The sequence below is a fragment of the Flavobacterium sp. genome, from assembly GCF_035195345.1.
Taxonomy (GTDB): domain Bacteria; phylum Bacteroidota; class Bacteroidia; order Flavobacteriales; family Flavobacteriaceae; genus Flavobacterium.
Map to the genome: position 1 here is coordinate 991,367 of NZ_CP136574.1, position 15,931 is coordinate 1,007,297.

Annotated in this window: 23 protein-coding genes and 1 pseudogene; all 24 read right to left on the reverse strand. The window is 34.2% G+C overall.

From position 1 onward, the window contains the following. Nucleotides 1–5 precede the first annotated feature (5 nt). The 24 genes and pseudogenes from RSE15_RS04770 to RSE15_RS04885 all read right to left on the reverse strand — a co-directional run bounded on the left by RSE15_RS04770 (nt 6) and on the right by RSE15_RS04885 (nt 15,922). Nucleotides 6–611 carry a hypothetical protein gene (locus RSE15_RS04770; protein WP_324069821.1) on the reverse strand — a complete coding sequence of 202 codons (606 nt, stop codon included), beginning with the start codon at nt 609–611 and terminating at the stop codon, nt 6–8. Further along, complete coding sequence (locus tag RSE15_RS04775; protein ID WP_324069822.1) at nt 608–1,057, reverse strand: hypothetical protein; 450 nt, start codon at nt 1,055–1,057, stop codon at nt 608–610. Before RSE15_RS04775 ends, RSE15_RS04770 begins: the two co-directional genes overlap by 4 nt. Before the next feature lie 72 nt (nt 1,058–1,129). Continuing rightward, nucleotides 1,130–1,318, reverse strand: a complete 189-nt coding sequence (locus RSE15_RS04780; protein ID WP_324069823.1) for a hypothetical protein — start codon at nt 1,316–1,318, stop codon at nt 1,130–1,132. Nucleotides 1,319–1,330: 12 nt separating this feature from the next. Continuing rightward, a complete protein-coding gene (locus tag RSE15_RS04785; protein WP_324069824.1) occupies nt 1,331–2,203 on the reverse strand; it encodes a hypothetical protein in 873 nt (290 codons plus the stop codon). Between the two features lie 29 nt (nt 2,204–2,232). Further along, complete coding sequence (locus tag RSE15_RS04790; RefSeq protein WP_324069825.1) at nt 2,233–3,306, reverse strand: hypothetical protein; 1,074 nt, start codon at nt 3,304–3,306, stop codon at nt 2,233–2,235. Nucleotides 3,307–3,308: 2 nt separating this feature from the next. Next, nucleotides 3,309–3,890 carry a hypothetical protein gene (locus tag RSE15_RS04795; protein WP_324069826.1) on the reverse strand — a complete coding sequence of 194 codons (582 nt, stop codon included), beginning with the start codon at nt 3,888–3,890 and terminating at the stop codon, nt 3,309–3,311. Between the two features lie 7 nt (nt 3,891–3,897). Beyond that, entirely contained in the window at nt 3,898–5,172 is a 1,275-nt protein-coding gene (locus RSE15_RS04800; RefSeq protein WP_324069827.1) for a major capsid protein, read from the reverse strand. A gap of 3 nt (nt 5,173–5,175) precedes the next feature. Then, on the reverse strand, nt 5,176–5,574 hold the full coding sequence (locus tag RSE15_RS04805) for a hypothetical protein (RefSeq protein ID WP_324069828.1): 399 nt from the start codon (nt 5,572–5,574) through the stop codon (nt 5,176–5,178). A 32-nt stretch (nt 5,575–5,606) separates the two neighbouring features. After that, complete coding sequence (locus tag RSE15_RS04810) at nt 5,607–6,269, reverse strand: hypothetical protein (RefSeq protein WP_324069829.1); 663 nt, start codon at nt 6,267–6,269, stop codon at nt 5,607–5,609. Nucleotides 6,270–6,510: 241 nt separating this feature from the next. After that, a pseudogene (locus tag RSE15_RS04815) lies at nt 6,511–6,774 on the reverse strand (DUF3127 domain-containing protein); the annotation flags it as partial. A 2-nt stretch (nt 6,775–6,776) separates the two neighbouring features. Then, nucleotides 6,777–6,995 (reverse strand): hypothetical protein, encoded by a 219-nt coding sequence (locus RSE15_RS04820; RefSeq protein WP_324069830.1) that lies wholly within the window; start codon nt 6,993–6,995, stop codon nt 6,777–6,779. Beyond that, nucleotides 6,995–7,180 (reverse strand): hypothetical protein, encoded by a 186-nt coding sequence (locus RSE15_RS04825; RefSeq protein ID WP_324069831.1) that lies wholly within the window; start codon nt 7,178–7,180, stop codon nt 6,995–6,997. The genes RSE15_RS04820 and RSE15_RS04825 overlap by 1 nt, the downstream gene beginning before the upstream one ends. Beyond that, nucleotides 7,170–8,603, reverse strand: coding sequence for a phage portal protein (locus tag RSE15_RS04830; protein ID WP_324069832.1), 1,434 nt, complete (start codon nt 8,601–8,603; stop codon nt 7,170–7,172). The genes RSE15_RS04825 and RSE15_RS04830 overlap by 11 nt, the downstream gene beginning before the upstream one ends. Nucleotides 8,604–8,605: 2 nt before the next feature. Further along, entirely contained in the window at nt 8,606–10,063 is a 1,458-nt protein-coding gene (locus RSE15_RS04835) for a phage terminase large subunit (RefSeq protein WP_324069833.1), read from the reverse strand. 3 nt (nt 10,064–10,066) lie between these two features. Further along, on the reverse strand, nt 10,067–10,414 hold the full coding sequence (locus RSE15_RS04840; protein WP_324069834.1) for a hypothetical protein: 348 nt from the start codon (nt 10,412–10,414) through the stop codon (nt 10,067–10,069). Then, nucleotides 10,395–10,631, reverse strand: coding sequence for a hypothetical protein (locus RSE15_RS04845; RefSeq protein WP_324069835.1), 237 nt, complete (start codon nt 10,629–10,631; stop codon nt 10,395–10,397). The genes RSE15_RS04840 and RSE15_RS04845 overlap by 20 nt, the downstream gene beginning before the upstream one ends. Before the next feature lie 1,078 nt (nt 10,632–11,709). Further along, a complete protein-coding gene (locus RSE15_RS04850; protein ID WP_324069836.1) occupies nt 11,710–12,186 on the reverse strand; it encodes a hypothetical protein in 477 nt (158 codons plus the stop codon). Nucleotides 12,187–12,189: 3 nt separating this feature from the next. Continuing rightward, the gene (locus tag RSE15_RS04855) at nt 12,190–12,426 is read right to left on the reverse strand and encodes a hypothetical protein (RefSeq protein WP_324069837.1); all 237 of its coding nucleotides are present in this window, start codon (nt 12,424–12,426) and stop codon (nt 12,190–12,192) included. A gap of 60 nt (nt 12,427–12,486) precedes the next feature. Further along, nucleotides 12,487–13,962: a class I SAM-dependent methyltransferase gene (locus RSE15_RS04860; protein ID WP_324069838.1), complete on the reverse strand. Its 1,476-nt coding sequence runs from the start codon at nt 13,960–13,962 to the stop codon at nt 12,487–12,489. A 135-nt stretch (nt 13,963–14,097) separates the two neighbouring features. Continuing rightward, nucleotides 14,098–14,343: a hypothetical protein gene (locus RSE15_RS04865; RefSeq protein WP_324069839.1), complete on the reverse strand. Its 246-nt coding sequence runs from the start codon at nt 14,341–14,343 to the stop codon at nt 14,098–14,100. An 83-nt stretch (nt 14,344–14,426) separates the two neighbouring features. Beyond that, a complete protein-coding gene (locus RSE15_RS04870) occupies nt 14,427–14,636 on the reverse strand; it encodes a hypothetical protein (RefSeq protein WP_324069840.1) in 210 nt (69 codons plus the stop codon). A gap of 127 nt (nt 14,637–14,763) precedes the next feature. Next, nucleotides 14,764–15,192 carry a hypothetical protein gene (locus RSE15_RS04875; RefSeq protein WP_324069841.1) on the reverse strand — a complete coding sequence of 143 codons (429 nt, stop codon included), beginning with the start codon at nt 15,190–15,192 and terminating at the stop codon, nt 14,764–14,766. 92 nt (nt 15,193–15,284) lie between these two features. Next, the gene (locus tag RSE15_RS04880) at nt 15,285–15,575 is read right to left on the reverse strand and encodes a hypothetical protein (RefSeq protein WP_324069842.1); all 291 of its coding nucleotides are present in this window, start codon (nt 15,573–15,575) and stop codon (nt 15,285–15,287) included. Between the two features lie 149 nt (nt 15,576–15,724). Next, nucleotides 15,725–15,922 carry a hypothetical protein gene (locus RSE15_RS04885; RefSeq protein ID WP_324069843.1) on the reverse strand — a complete coding sequence of 66 codons (198 nt, stop codon included), beginning with the start codon at nt 15,920–15,922 and terminating at the stop codon, nt 15,725–15,727. Between the last annotated feature and the right edge of the window lie 9 nt (nt 15,923–15,931).

A 15,931-nucleotide genomic window follows, 5' to 3' on the forward strand; every position in this document is an offset into this window, starting at 1 on the left:
AGTTTCTATTTTTTAGAATTGGTGGATTTATTTTTTTTCATTTGGTCTTCAATACTTTTTAGTTTATTGTCAACCTGTTCTTTTAAGGCAAGTACTTTCGTAACCGATACGTTATTATAGTCAAAATCAATTCCTAAAACAGCAGTATAGAAAGCAAATATTCTATCCGTTGTAACTCTTACTGAAACAGAATTGGCGTCCTTTTTTGGAAGCCTTTTTTTGATATTTTTAGCTTTCATTTCTAAAGCACTCGATTCGCGTTCAATTCGCTTTAAATCCTCGTAATACGTTTCTTTTGATAGTTTGTACCCATAAGACAAAAGAATGTCTACAAGCTCCTGATTGTACTCGAAATCAAGCGCAGTTAATGCAACCGCAATCCCTTTATGTTTACATTCGATAAAGGCAATCTCTTTTTCTAATTGCAAAAGCTTCATTTCCTCTTTTTCGGGAGAAAGTGTGTTATATTCCTCGAATAAGCTATCCCATATTGTTTGAAGTGTTTCTTTGTCTTCCTCTTTGTTAGAAGAAAGCAAATGAATTAATGAAATATCTTCAACAATACGCATGAAAATCTTATATGGAATGGTTTCTAATGAATCGTAAATCATATCTCTAATGTGTTTCTGTAAAGTTGTAATACAAATGGCTTTAATTTTTGCTCAATAACCATGTTTAAATTCTCATCACTAAGCCCAAACAAGTCTTTTGAAAGCCAATTGTCTGAATCCATAATCAAATCCACTTTTGGATCAGTTGAACCAAATACAACCATGTTGTTTTGAATTTTCGCATATAAACCACCCAACAACTTGCCCGTGTCTTTAGCATCAAAAGGTTCTCCTTTCTTTTTAGCTCCTTTTGTGATTACTTCGGTTGCATAGGAATAGAACCCAATAGCATCGCCATAGATATCCTTTGACTCTTCGTTTAACTGCTTTTTGTTTAAAGCGGTCAATTCCGATTCAATACTTCGGATAAAATCAAATAGCTCCTGATTTACTTTTTCGGGAGTAAGTTTATTTGCTCTTTGTAATTGTTCTTTTAGTGTGGCCATGATGATTATTAATAAAAAAAGGACGTTGTAATATGTTTCCACATCACACGTCCTCTTCTACAATAAGTTGATTTAAACTTCTTCTTTAGGCTTTTGAGTGGCGATTTTAAACGCCTTTTTCAATTCAGCAAGCCTTTCTTTTTCAGCAATCTTCTTGAATACGTGTGTATTTTCGAATTCAGCTTTAAATTGGTCAAACGTTCTACTATAATTTTCTTCAAACGTAATTCCGTTGTACTGGTTACGTGTTGCTTTTGGCATAATCAGAAACTATTAGATTCCTGAAATAGTTAAAGCACCTGTACTTTCGTAAGTGGCTTCTGTTTTTTCAATAACTCCGTTTAAGTTAACGGTAAAGTTATTTGCAAAGCCAGTTCCAGTCAATTCGTAAACTCCATTTTCATCTGCAGGAACAAATGAATGTGTATGAGCAGCTCCAGAAGCATTTAAAAGAACAACGTCCGCATTTTCAAATACTTTAACAACATCGTCGCCAGAACATCCAGCAGAAGCAGTAAATTTGATTGAAGTAGCAGAAGCTGAAACCAATTCTAAATCAATATCGAAAATACCTTGTAACTCGATGTGTGACCAAGTTGGTTTTAAAACTACTGGACCATTCTCAAACTCTTTGTAATCTTCGTAAGTCAAAGTTACAGGTGTGTATTGTGGTTTCTCGTCCGTAGCATCTACCATTTTACCAACCTCGATAGTAACTAATTGACCACGAACTTTTGTTCCATCAACAGTACATGCTTTGATTTCTTGAGCATCTGTAAACTCATAAACACGCATTTTCTTATTGTGATAAGAAGCTAACGCTCTATGAGAACAAGCCCCTAAGTGGCACTCAAATGTTCTGATTTTTTTACCATTTTTAGTTTTGTAACGCTTTCTACCTTCGTAGTAAGTGTCCTCTGTGTCAGCTACAGCCAAAGTTTCAATCTCAAATAATGGAATGATTTCTTTGTCGGCTTCTGCTGTTCTCCAAGTCGCTAACGTTTTAGCCGCTGTAGCTGTAGCGAATTCTTGAGAAGTAACGGCTAAGGCATGTCGTACAACCGGTGCGGTCAAACATTGCTCTTTAGCTCCTGTATTCATTGTTTGTGCGTCTGCTTGAGCGCACTCTATAATAGCTTTTACCATCTTTTTTAGTTTTTACAATTAATATTTTTTTATCCTTCGTATGCAAAACCGTTCATAGGTAATGAAATGATTTCTGTAACTACCCCGCCTTCTATTTTTATTATTACTGGCTCTACTGTGTCAGCCCAAAAATTTAAAGGCAAAGGAGGGTTTGTTATTGGGTTAGTCGCGCCATAAGGGCATGATCTATTTGGGTTAAATCTATATTCAATGTCAACGCCATTAATAGAACCATTTCCACTATATCCAGTTTGATTAGCTATATAATATCCGTTCCAAATTGAATTGTTCGGCATTATTTCTGAATTATTTGAAAACCTTATCGTGCTTCCTATTTCAAATCTATCGGTACAAATAAAAATATTCAAACCTCCTATTCCACAAGCATAATCGTTATTATTTAACCACATTTCAGTTATTTCTAAAGATGTAAAATCTTTAAATTTTGTCTGTAAATTAGGTGTAAAAGGATTATTAAAAGTGTGTTGGATTTGAATGTATTTGTTTCCATTAGCGCAAACAAAAGAATTACCCGCCACTCCATTGTTATTAGTAATTCCGCTTTCAGTTTTACAATTAAACATGTATTTTAACTCGCCATTAATTGAGAAGGTGTGGTAAGGTTGCATATCATTCAACTTTACATTTTCGATATTAAAGCCTTTAAGCACGTTTGAAACGCCCTTTTCAACAGCCGTAATATCTAATATTTTTAATCTTCTAATCAATTTTAGGCAATGATCCTGAACTTCTGTATCAGCTCTATTGTTAGCATTTGGATAAAGTTTATCCAAATTCAACATAAAGACAATCTTAACTTTTGCAACAAACACAACTCCGTCTTTGGTGGTGTGTTTATCATCTTCTTCAACGAAAAAAACATTTCCTCCTGGCGCATTTTTATCATCATAATACACTTCTTTTCGTTCTGATTTTGAAACATGAACTTCTGGAATAAATGTCTTTGAATCTTTGTTCAAACTTTTTTGAACACGTCCATAAAAATCAACATTAGAAAATCCAAGATGGCCATGTAAAGCATCTTGAATAAACTTGATTTTAGTATCAATTCCGATTGATGTATATGTGTTATAATTTGCCATGATTACCAAGCATTACCGTCTTGAACAATTATTTTAAATGGAAATATTTTCTTTTGAGCGGTTTTAATAGCGTTTTCAAACTTGTGAACCAATCCTTTTGCAACCAAAAAACCTGTTTCATTTCTGTATCCTTCTAACTCCAATTTTAAATTTGATACAGAAAGTTTAGCATTTCGCTCAACTATATTGTTTCTTTTGGTGGTCATAAACATTTCAATAACCATAATCGCTACTTTATAGCCAATTACATTATCGAAAAGACTTATATTTTGAGTAATGCTAGCATCATAGCTATCATCGTTTATATAGTCTTCATGTGAGTCTAAGATTAAACTTAAAGACTCTAAAACAGCACCTTTTTTTAATTCATCCAATATCGCTATAAATTCAACTGCCGTTGGGTTTATATTCTCAACTGCAGCAATGATATTTTCTAACGTTACTAATGAATGAAATGATTTGAAAACACGACCAGAAGCACCAATTTGGATGGCTTCACTTATGGTTAAAGTGAAGCTATCCTCTTGTGGTGAACCAAACCCAATTCTTTCAGTTAAAGATTGTATGATTTCTTCTGAATACATATTTTTATTAAGCTGCTACAATGTTAGCTTCAAATATTAAGATTTCTTCTGCAGACAACTCATTTACATATTTCAATAAAATAGCATCTGTATTTGTGGATTTAGCAACTGTTTTGCCTTTTGCTAAGTTGATAGCTGCAATCACAGAAGTTCTAGTATAATTAACCGCTTTGTATGCAAAGTTTGCATCACCTTCTGTTTGAGTAGAACTATCGGCTTTCTCACAATTTAATAAGTAAATAGAAGAAACATTATTGATAACTGGTAACGCTAAACATTGAGAAGAAGTGAATTCTGCAAAAGGCTCTTCTGTTGACCATTTTTTCAATAAGATGAAAGAACCTGATTTTTCATACATTACTTTAGGAGACTTACGTGTTTCTTCTGCTAAAATACCATAAGCAAGTTTACCTACTTTTGGAGAAGTTAAGAAGATTACATTGTCAGTAGCCCAAGGAGTATGAACTGTTCTAACGCCATCACGCTCAGTAGTTACGGTTCTATCAACAACAACAATTGTTAAACCAAATTTTCTTTGCATTAAGCCATTTACTTGTTCTAAATCAGGAGTTGGAATGTTAGTTCCTACAAAGTTTTGACTAAATGCAAAATTCTCACGAGTTTGAGCGTTTTCAGCAAGTTTATCAAAAGTTGTATCTGACATCATTAATACTTTAATGTTATCACCTTTTGCTCTTGCTTCTTTGACAACACGTTTAATGTCATCGATAGGTTTTGCATTAGTATTTGACCAAGGAAGTGAAGCACCAAACTTGTTAGAAGATAAATATCCGTAATCAACACGAATACCTGTTCCAACATTATTTTCATTTTCTACTAATCCAATACCAGTTGATAATCCTTGTAAGAAGATAAATTCTAACTTCTCGTGAATACCCATTGTTGCTTTAACCTGATCTTGGAAAATCTTATCTACCAAAATTGATGTTTCAACATTACGAGCTTTTAATACATCGATGTCTGACATTTGTTTTTCAGATAATTGTAACTTCATTCCTAACTTCGGAATATCACCAGAAGCCGTTCCAAATGAATCTCTTTTTTTCAATGGCAAAGCAGAATCTAAAGCCACGATATCGGCAGCTACAATGTTTGAGTTTACTGTTAAACTTTTCCATTGTAAGTCTACACTAAGTTCTTCGGTTAACATTTCTTTATACAAGTAAGTTAACTCTGTTTTTTTACCATTTACTTTTTCTTCAATGGATTTTGCAATTGCTTTAAAATAAGCAAGAAACTGTACGAATAATGATTGATTCATGGCTTAGTCTTGTGTAAAACGGATTAATGGTAACGCTGTTCTAACTGCTGATAAAACAGACGCGATAGCATACTTAGAGGCGTTTTTGTTTACTGTTCCACGTACCATTACGGCAACAAATGGTTTAGTAGTTAAAACACTCGATACAACAACACCTTTATAAGTGTGGTTAGCAGGTAATTCGCCATAAGCGGCTCCTGAAACTGGCATAGGTTTTAAAACACCTGTTGCAGTTTCTTCAATAACAAGGTGACCAGCTGGAATAACAGCAGGCGAAAACCCTGTAGTGTCCAATGTCTTTCCTCCTGGAATATTTTCCAAGTTCGACACGATTACGATACCGTCATTTGCAGTATCAAAAACGTCTCCAGCATTGCCTAAATTAGCGGTAGTTCCCGACATAACTTTTAAATTTTTAGATTAAACTTTCTCTTTTAAATATTAACCACAGCATCAACAACGTTAGCATCGGCTTTAATTTCAGTCGATCCTCCACCTGCTGGTGGCGCATAATGATAGTTATCAGCATTAACTTGAACCAAAGTTGAATACTCTGTTTCCAATGCTTGAATTTGTTCTTCAAATGGAGTTTCAGAGTTTACATCAATTCTATTTACCCAATTTTGGCGGATGCCTTCAGGAATGTTTTTAAGCACTTCTGATTTAGAAAATAGTTCAGATGCAGTTTTCTTCTTTGTTTCAATTACTTTACCAGTTTTTAGAGCCTCTAAGTCAGAATTAAGTTTTTCATTTTGTTTCAATAAAGCTTTAGCCCATGCAGGCGCATCTTTGTCAACCTCAACAACTTCTTCTTCCTCTTCGTCTTCTTTTTTACCAGCTCCTTTTGCTTTATCCGCATCTGCTTTAGCTTTAGCTGCTTCAAGAGTTCTAACTCTGTCGTCTTCCTGTGCTACTGCAACAAAATCGATTATTTCATTATAATCGTTGATAATTGCATCTACATCTGCGTCTGTCGCTTCGTCTGCTGGTTTTGGTGCAAGTTTAGCCGCATAAGCGTCTAGCCTTTTTTGCGATAAGTTAGCCTTTGGAAACAATGCTCTAAGTCTTTCCTTAATCTTTTCTGGTTTTACTGCCATAACTTAAAATGTTAGTTAATAATATATTATGGAACAAATATAAAGAAATTTTATTTTTATTTAGACTAAATAAGAATAAAGATTTTTAGCATAAAAAAACCACCTCGTAAGAAGTGGTTAATAATGTAGAGGAGTTGTGTTAATTCTCATTTAAGATGCGAGGTTATTCTTCACGAAGAATTAATGAATTATCAAACATTACCTTTTAACACATACGCATTTTTAAACTTTGTTTACATTAATCTACTTTCCAACCCTGAATAGAGTTGAAGTACTTTGTTTCTCCTTGTGGATTTACCCATTCACGACCTCGCAAATTGATTGAAACGTTTACTTGCTGACCTACTTGTAAGTTGTTAAGTAAGTCGCATTTATCCTGTGCAAATTCAATTAAAATATGTTGAGGATATTGTTCTTCAGTACTTACTACCAATTCTCTTTTTTTGAATGAAGCGCTAACTTGTTGTTCGGGTCCAACGCTTCTAACTTTTCCTGATACTAACATTGTTAAGAATTTACTTGAATATGTCCTTTTTTAATCAAATATAACACACGGGCAACAACAAATTGCCTTTGTGCAAATGGTAACTCACTTTTCTTTTCTTGAATAAGTCTGTACTCATTTATAAGCGAATTGTATTCATTAATAACGCTATCAAGTTTTGATTTTATTCTTGCTTTCTTTTCAGCTCTTTTACGAAAGAACTCTTTAATTGGGTTTTTCATTAGTAAATGGTTTTAATATTAGAAATTTCATATTCGTAATGTTGAGAAGCGCATTCTGCACAAATGACCTCATACATTACCTTGTGACCATCCCATATAATAGCAGTTACCATTTTAGGTAACTGCTCTATATCGTGTTTTAAATAAACAATATCTTCAATATTGTATTGGTTATTAATTTGCATTTTGTGGTGGCGTTATTTCTGTAAGTGATTCCTCTTTTATTAAATTCAATTCTTCCTCTGGGTTCTCAACCATATCAATCAATTTAATAGCTGTTTGAGTTGACATCAATCCAGCTTCTTTAAGCCCTTTAATAATATCGGTAGCCGCTTGAATATCATCAGGAATAATCGAATTGAAAATAATTTCAAAGTAAAGGGATTGTGCTTCTGATGATAATGCAGTGTTAGTGGTTCTAACAATACCAGACAAAATCACATTTACAATTCTCTCAATCATTGTTCTGTTTTCTCCTTCGTTCATGGTTGCCTTAATAACAGCATCAAGGAAAAGTAATTTTAAAGCAACTGCAGAAACGTTTCCAAGTCCTTTCACGTTATCAAAAGACAAGTCCGGTGTATGAGAAATTGAATATATAAAACCTTTTAGCATTTCAAGTTCAAGCTTTGCAGATTCAACCGCATTAGAAGCAGTTAAGAATTCCGCTTTTCCATTAACATACTTTCCTTCATCGTCTTTTTTCATTGGAAATTGCAATACTTTGCCAGAATCATCTTTATCAGGGAATGATTCAACTTCTCCAAAAATTTGCAACAAAGGATATGCGCTATAATCGTTTGATGCTCCAAGTTTAGAAAGCGAAACCTCAATTCTATCAATCATTTCTTTTACATCAAACCATTCAGGCTCTTCTTGAGATGTGTAAACGATTGGAATTCTATCAAATCCATGAGGAATTGGGTTTATAGAATAAGCTATTTTTCCTGAAGCATCGTTTAGGTAATGGTATTTTTCAGCATCCCAAACCTCAACGTGGTTTAATTCTTTTCCTGCAGCATCTTTAGCTTTATATTCCCACATAAATAAAACCATATCACCTTTACTATCAAAGTAAGGAGTCATAATTCCATCTTTATTGTTTAATAGCTTTGACTTTATTTCTTTTGCTTGTGCTTTCAATCCAATTTTCACAAGTATTTTATTCAAAATTGATTCTGGTTTTAGATCAGCAACATAAAACTGAATAGCTCCTTGTGTTTCTGATTTTTTTAAACGAACTAATTCAGCTATTTTACTATCAATTCTGTTTGTTTTCCAAATCTGATTTAATATTTTAGATAAATTATTTTCGTCTGATGCCACTAAAGAAACAGGTTTTCCAACCTCAAAAGCCGTTGCAGTAGTAACTATTTTTTTTGCAAAATTTATCGGAATACGAACGGCTTTTACACGTTTTGCTTTTTCTCCAGTTCCAACATCTTTGTCTTTTTGAACTGTACCAACTTGTGTTTCTCGGATAGTTCTATCCTTTTGCTTGTATTCTTTTTGATACTCGACTATTTTAGCGTTATCTTTTGATTGCTCCTTTACGGTTGCAATTACTTTGTCTGGCTCTGTAGCCAATTTTAATAATAATTCTTCCATGATTAATAATTTATGGTTTTAATAACTTCTTCGCTTGTTGTGAATATTTGTGTTTTTGAATTATGCGCAATGTGGCCATAACGAGCTGCATCCCACATGTGGTTAAATTTATCGTTTGGCTGATTGATTGCAATACCAGCTATTTCCTTCATTCGGTAATTCTGTTGCTCTTTAAGTGCTTGTTGGTAAAGGTGGTTCTTAACAATATGAATCTTTTTAGTTTTCATAGAAGTAAGCCAGAACATTATCGACTTGGTTTTGCTGATTTTATAAGCATTGACAAAGCCTTCTTGCTTCAATCCTTTAACCATTTCAACCGTTCCTTTGTTCTCTCCAGTATATTTATCAGCAGAATCACAAGGAATTATGTCTTTAGCTGGGTCAATACCTAATTCGGTAAGCAATGAAGCTAAAGCCTTAGGCGTTTCAATTGGTTCATAACACAATGGCTCAATCCATATATTGAATTCATCTTCGGCATACTTAACAAGAGTATTTGGATCTGTTGTAAATCCAAAGTCATTTGGATAAATGGGCGCTTTATCTTCTGGGAACTTATCAATCCATTCAACATAAGGAAAAACAACGCCTTTCATCGCTCCACGTAAACCAAGTCCGTAAACCTTCCAATTAAACTCGTCAGCCGTTCCATTTTGTATATTCGTTGGGTGCGGTGGCGGTTGATTAGTTGATGTTACAGGCTCTACTTTTTGGGTTACCTTATTGTAACACATCACAATACTATTCTTTACGATATAAGAACCAGGCTTCCAAGGTTCCCAAGAAAGTATTTTGTTTTTCTCACCGATTGATATATGCTTGTTGTCAAGATAAGTAGTTCGAAGAAAGGCAACATCAGGACGAGTAAGCACCTTATCAAAGAACCAGTGATCAGTTACACTTGGATTGTAATCAGCCCACCAAAACTTACGACAACGCAATTCTACTTGGTCAAATACTGATTGACGAATGAACATCATTTCATTAAAAAAAGCATAATCACAACCTCCACCATGCTTACCATCACCAAGAAAGAATATTTTGCTTTTGCCTATTTTGAAAGACTTAACCTCATCGTTATTGTGAAACTTATTTGGCAGTCCGTAATCATCAAGCCTGCGTTTGAAATCATCGTAAAGAGTAGTTTTGAACTCATTGTAGGTTTCACGATAGATATTAATTGTGCAGCCGTTTTTTTCATAGTAAAGGCAAAGCCAAATGATTATATCTACACCGGACCATGTCTTACCTGAACGTGAAGAACCTTCTAAACCAGCACCACGAAAGCCTTTTACAAGATTTCCGTTTTCATCATACTTTTGCTCGTTTATTGCCTTGTAAAGTAGTTCGTAGTTTGGGTTGGTGTCTTCATCTAATTGCGTTAACTTTTTGCGTGAAATGTCAATCCCCTTTAGTTTAAGAAGATTTTCAAGTTCCAACATTTCAGCATCTGTAAGCATTTTTTAAATGAATAAATGTTCCTTTTGAGAAATCACATTAGCATCTTTTAATAGCACGGTAAAATTGTATGCAGAAGCTCTTGACACATTTAGATTTTCGGCACGCTCGATAAGTTCTTCTGAACTGAAAACAATCATCGAACAAACAATATCCGTTAAGTGTCTACGCTCTAAAGTCTTCCTTAATTGCTTTTGCTTCACGTAAGCGTTTATCTTTTCTCTACGGTCTGAATGGTCGACAGCCATGTATTGCTTTAATTCTATCGCATCCAACAAAGCCAAACCAATAAGCGTTGGGTCGGTTGTTCGTTTGCCTTGAACAAAAACTTGATTATTTGCTATTGTTATCATTCTCGATGATTTCTTTTATTATTTTAAATTCAGTAATCGAGGTCATATATTGCTCCACGTAATCGAGTCCAAGTCTTCTTGCTTGCTCGTAATCGTGGTAAATGTTTTTGTAGTTTTTGATTAGCAGTTTTTGCTTGAATTTATCAGTTCCTTGAAGTGATTGGAATAGCTCTGTTTTTTCAATAACAGACACGAAGTTTGTAATGTTTATCGACATTTGATTTTAAATTATGAAATATCAAAAGCAATCCGTCAATCTGTTTTTTATAAGCCACGCACTGCTAACGTTACACGATCAGATTTTGCGTTGTTCTAGTTTCTTGGTTCTTAACAAAGGGAAGATTAATAACCAATACATTACCCTATAACCTCAACGCAGTAGAATGATTTAACGACTGATTAAACAAACCGATAGGTTCTACTTGCTCATTTGTGCTAAAGAATGGACGACTTTAGGGTATGAGCTGGATTGCTTTTCAATATTTCAATTAACAACTAAATTTTGAGGTTGTATCGGACTCGAACCGATATCGCATTTGGTTCAATAAGACTTAATCTGTGTGCTTATTTACTTTCAAGCCGTTCTAACCTTTGCTTTCGCTTGAACTAACAACCTAAAAAACACTAAGCTTTCATAATTGTCAGAGTTAAAAACCTTCACCAATTATCTACTTACTTTTGGTTTTGTTGGAGTAGAGGGAATCGAACCCAAATAGCCGAAAGGCGACAGATTTACAGTCTGCTGATTTAACCACATTTACCATTACTCCAGTGTTGCAAGTCTTTCCTTGCTGTCAACTCTGGTTAACATCCCTAACCTTAGCGTAACAATTCCGAGTAAGAACGAGTGGTCTCTATTTTAAAATCCGTAGCCACTATTGAGGATTTCCACTTAAGGATTTACATTCAACAACTTTAAATTTGTGGAGAGAACAGGACTCGAACCTGTATGCACGTTGTTCCTTTGATGGTATCTTAATCGTTACCCCTTGGTACTCAACCCGTGCTTATTACCAATGATTTACAGCTCTTCTTAATTTTAACGGGCTAAGCCCCTGCTGTCAGCGTCTACCAATTCCGCCACCTCCCCAGGATCATTCTTTCGCTTTTAACCCAAAGGAAACAGTTTCACAGTTAACGAAGGGAGCTTCCCATTTGTCTGAAGCTAGTGGCCATTGCTGTTTTAATTAAATTCTTTTCATGACTTCAAGATTTTTATTTCCATTTCGTTACGTCAAAAATAATAATTATTATCATATAGTTATAATAATTATAACTATTTATTTAAAAAAAATCTAAACATTAAGTTTAGATGCCTTTTCCAGAAGTTCTTGAAGTCTTCGTTCTTTGGATTCGTCAAATGTATCACCACCGAGTAAAGGATTTTCTTTATCGCCTTGAAGACGTAATATTTTAACTGGATAAAGAGCCTCTAATTTGTTTATTTCCTTCTCATACGACAATTTAACAGCCATGCCTTGAGGAGTGTTTTTATACTTTTCATCCATCGACCTAATTTCTTGCTGCAACCTTGCGATTTTTAAAGCTCTTTTTTGGTCAATAGTAGCTTCTTGATCTTGTTGCCATATTGTATAGGCTTTTTGTAGTAATACTTTTGCTTGACGTCGACTAAGGTAGTTGCCGTCTTTATTTTGGAATTGGTTTTGAATGTTTTTTAATATCAAATAATCAGGCACGCCGTTAATTATCCACCCTTGAATGGTGAACACACGTCTTTCGGTTTCTTCTTTGGATGATCTAACGCCTGCCATAGACTATTGATTTGGGTACATGCGTTTGATAACTTCAATGTGTCTTGAAGTTTCAGCTATACTATGACGAAGTTTAATTGCCTCACGTTCACGCATACGACGAATTTCTGTATCATTTTCAGTTATAGAGGAATCCTCGTAAGCTTTCAAAGCAAGTTCATTTATCCTTTTTTCACTTTCAAGATATGCGATAATATTATCTCTAATTTCCATAATTATTTGATAGTTAGTAAGCGCCATTGTGATAAAAGAATTGGTTATAATGGCGTAAAAATAACCAATTCTTATTTTAGTTTCGTTCTAAATTACTTCTAGAGTTTCTTCGAGCTCTCCAAGGTTTAATTCAGGATAGTTTTCTTTTATTTTCTTTGGGTCGCCTTTGTAGAAAACTAACACGTTTTGGTGCATCTTACCAACCTTACGACCTCCGTTGAATTGTCTTCTTACTCGGATAGCTAATGAACCAACCACGTTAACTAAAATGATTTCATTGTATAGTTCCATTCCAGCATCTTTGAACGCTTGTATCGTATCGCTGACAAAGTTGTAGTAAAAGCCGTTTTTATCGCGAACATCACCAACAACGAAACAAGCAAAGCGGTCTTCTTTCAATTTTGCGACTGCCTTTTTTATAATTGAAAAGTAAACTTCTTTGAACTGATCGTAATCCATATTGGACAAGTCTTTCGGGTCGTCGCTGTACTTTTCAAGGTCAGCGTATGGAGGGCAAGAATAAACGAAGTCAAAGCCATCGGTAGGGAATTCAGAATTTAATACTTCATTACTATCACCAGTAAACCAATCTACATTCTCAAGACTTAGTATTGATGCTTGCTTTCTATTTGCTTCTACTTGTTCCTTTCTTAAATCAATACCAGCATACGGATAACCAAGCACTCCTGCCACAATTCCACGAACAGAACCACCCGCAAAAGGGTCTAATATTTTACCACCAAGAGGACAAAACCAACGATAAGACAATTCACAAAGCACAGGGTCGAAGATACTCGCGCCCTCGTAAATATGCATTCCTTTCTTTTTGGCGTAATCAATGATTTCATCCCAAGTAGGCTCACGTTGTAACATGTCGCGCATCTTGTTCTTCAGTTCGTAGATGCCTGATGATTGACCGCTTTTAGCGATTAGCTCGACATCCTCGCGAGTTTCTTGCGAATTGAAACCAAGTTCTATCCATTTACGTTTGCGTTCTTGCCACGTACCAGAGCGAGTGTCTAATATTGAAAATGGTGGAAATATAAAACTATCCTTTAGCGACGATGGAATGATTTTCTCTCCTGGTTCAATTCCTGATGATTCATTTAGTAAACCTTGAAAGGCAATATCATCAAATTCAGGGATATTCATTATCGCTTGCATATCAGGAAAATCCAAATCAAAGTTCTTAACGAAGTCAAGCAATCCTTGTTGTGTAATTTTAGCGTATGCCGATGAATATACCAAAACCAATTCAGCTGCTTCTTTCATATCCTTGCAATCGATAAAGGTCGCTGGCAACATATCAGGAACTTCATGACCATTTTCGGAAACTGATTTCAAGTCCAAAAATCGGTGGCGACCATCTAAACAATAATTTATGCCGTTATGGTGCCACACCTTGAACGGGTCAGCAAACTGATATTTAAGCAAGGATTCGATTAACTTCTTATCTCCATTTGGAAGCCATTCTTTGAAGTCCTCTTGCTGGATAAATTGAAGTTCTTTCCAATTGATAGGTTCTAACTTGATAATGCGTGAATTGATAACAGGTTGACTCATTGGGATTTAATTTTTTATTTTGGTTACATTATACAACAAAAGTAATAAAAATTATAAGTTATTTATAATTTTTATAAACAAAAAAAGCCACCCTATATGGATGGCTTAAAATGTAATTATTTGATTTTTAATATTTTAGCTTTTACTTTTCAAGTATAATGAATGATATTTTTTAACGAGTTGACAATAACCGCATGTTGGCTTTGCATCAACTGGATAAAAGAAATTACTACCACAAGGAATACATTTCTTGTTTTTTATTCGTTCAAGTACTTCATTTGTGGGTGGATTCTCGTCAAAAACAGAAAAAGCATGACACTTTTCGCATAAATCGAAATACATTACGCTGTTTTCTGATTGACATTTTTTGCAAGATGCCATGATGTTATTTTTTACAGGTTTGACAAATTCCGTTTTTGAATAGCTGAACGGAGAAACAGCGTTTGCAATATTTGAACATGGTTTTAGTTTTCAAATTCAAATCTTCCGTTGATATCGTATGCTAATTCTTGAGAAAGATTTTCTTCAAGTTCGTCTGCTTCCCATTCTTCTATTTCGAATTCGTATGCACCGGTTCTAACATTCCATTCTCCGTGATAAGGTGAATTGTCTAAACGGTCTTGAAAAACGTTTGCATCAATTGTAGTGCGAGGTGTAAAGAAAAGTGTTGCCATAATATTGTCTTTTTTTGTGTGTTAATTGTAGAGCAATATTGGGTTGACATTTTGGAAGTATCAAGGGAAATCTAACAAATGATTGGCGAGATTAAAACCATCGCCAATCAGGCTGTTAAGAGCAAGTTTAGAGCAACTTCACCCAACCGAATGAAACTAAATCATCAACTGAATATTCCATAAAAGGAATTGCATACCCTTTTGAACGTAAAAAATCAGTCTGCTCTTGATTGAATTTTACATAATGTGGTTTTCCGTAATTCTGAAACCAATCTATTGCTATTTTAGTGTCGGTTTCAATTAAATTCTCATTAAATTCCCACATTTTACAATAAGTGTCAAAAACTTCTTCACGAGTGGCTTTTGAAAGCGGTTTTAACTCCAAAAATAAAGGGCTATCTATTGTCATTGAACGAATAAATCCATCAGGTTCAGAATAAAAATTTTCTAATCCCTCTATATTTTTCTTCATTACTTTTTGTCCCCAGTATTGAGCAAAAAACCTGCTCTTAACACTTGATTGTGGCAATTGGATAATTTTTTTATCTGTATTCATAGTCTGTATTTGGTTTTATTTGTGATTAATCGTTATATTTCGCTGGCTTTTCCCAACTTCCACAATCAAGGGAACGTTAACAGTAACTTTACCTACCATGTTAACGATAATATTTTTCTAACATCATCTTGTGTATAAACGTAACCATTGAAAACAGTTCTTGTTCCTCCATCTTTTAATATTCCTAAACTTGTATTTGGTTCTAATTTATCCCCAAAATAAGTACACGAATGTCCTTCCTCGCACCATTGTAAAATTGTTAATCCAATTCTATCTTGTGCTTTACCATAAATTGAATACGGCTTAAACTGACTTTCTTTCTTTTCAGTTAAAGTAAAACCTATTTCTTTTAAAAATTCTTCAGTAAAAATATCTTGTTTCATTTATTGTGTTTTAAAAGCTACTGTTAACATTTGTTTGTATCAATAGCTACGGCAGTGATTAATTTAATGTTTTGCGTTTTATTACCAACTTCCTGATGTCAGGAAAACGATAGTGTGTGTCAGAACGCTACTGCAACAATTATCCGCAGTTATTCATCTTTTTCGTAAATAAAAAATCCATAAATCACAATTATCAAAATGAATATTGTTAAAGAGGTTTTATAAAATCTATCTAATATCCATTGTATATCATCTTCGGACCATATTTTTAAGATTATAGATAAAAAGAAAACTATTATACAAATAGCTCCTAAAATGTCGATTGTTTTTTCAATTATTTTTTTCATTATTTATGT